Source organism: Pseudomonas sp. P5_A2_2 (assembly GCF_054177685.1).
This window is the reverse complement of record NZ_JBGCUL010001199.1, coordinates 1-1,230: the sequence shown is the minus strand read 5'-3', so window position 1 is coordinate 1,230 and position 1,230 is coordinate 1. Positions and strand designations below refer to the sequence as shown.

Annotated in this window: 2 protein-coding genes; both read left to right on the top strand. The window is 58.3% G+C overall.

The features are described 5' to 3' along the window. The coding region (locus ACXRVY_RS30065; protein WP_458239081.1) for a formyltetrahydrofolate deformylase at positions 1-438 on the top strand (438 nt) is incomplete at its 5' end. A 59-nt stretch (positions 439-497) separates the two neighbouring features. Continuing rightward, on the top strand, positions 498-1,230 hold a 733-nt coding region (locus tag ACXRVY_RS30060; RefSeq protein WP_458239080.1), incomplete at its 3' end, for an NAD(P)/FAD-dependent oxidoreductase.

Sequence of the window (1,230 nt, the reverse complement as noted above, 5' to 3'; positions counted from 1 at the left end):
GAATACGTACCGGTCGACAAAGACAACAAGGCTGCAGGGTTTGCCAAAACCGAACAACTGATCGATGAGTACCGCGCGGACTGCATCGTCCTCGCGCGTTACATGCAGATCCTGCCGCAGAACCTGTGTGAAAAATACCGCCATAAAGTCATCAACATCCACCACAGCTTCCTGCCCTCGTTCATCGGCGCAAAGCCGTATCACCAGGCATCCCGTCGTGGGGTAAAGCTGATCGGCGCGACCTGTCACTACGTGACCGAAGACCTCGACGAGGGGCCGATCATTGAGCAGGACGTCGCGCGCGTCAGCCACGAACAGTCTGTCGATGATCTTGTGCGGTTAGGCAAAGACGTCGAAAAAACCGTATTGGCCCGTGKGCTTCGAAACCATCTCGAAGATCGCGTGCTCGTGTACGGCAATAAAACCATCGTGTTCTAAGCACCCCCCAATCGTCGAGCCAGTTGCCCTGCCTGGGGTGCTGGCCCTGGAGTTTTAAAATGAGCAATACCGTTCCGAGTTCGGCTCGTGTCGTCATCGTCGGTGGTGGGGTTATCGGGTGCAGCGTTGCATACCACCTGACCAAACTGGGCATCAAGGATGTCGTGCTGCTGGAGCGCAAGACGCTGACCTGCGGCACGACCTGGCATGCTGCCGGCCTGGTGCCGACCCTGCGCGCGACCTACAACATGAGCATGCTGGCGAAGTACAGCGCTGGCCTCTACGAGGGCCTTGAAGCAGAAACCGGTCAGGCCACTGGCTTCGTGCGTAACGGTTCCTTGAGCGTCGCGACTCACCAGGAACGTTTCACCGAACTCAAGCGCGGCGCGTCGATGGCCAAGCTTTGTGGCTTTCCCTGTGAAGTGGTCAACCCTGAGCAAGCGCTTGACCTGTGGCCGCTGCTGAACATCGAAGACATCGTCGGCGGCGTGTATTTGCCGTTGGACGGTGTGGTCAACCCGGTTGACGTCACCCAGGCACTCGCCAAGGGTGCTCGAATGGGCGGCGCTAAAATCATTGAAAACACCCAGGTCCTGGACATCAAGATCAAGGATGGCAAGGCCGCCGGTGTCGTCACGGCTCAGGGCGATATCGACGCTGAGTTCGTGGTGAACTGCGCCGGTATGTGGGCGCGTAATTTCGGCAAGAAAGCCGGGGTCAACATTCCCCTCCACGCCGCAGAACACTACTACGTGGTCACGGAGCCGATGCCGGAAATCAACGGCATCATGC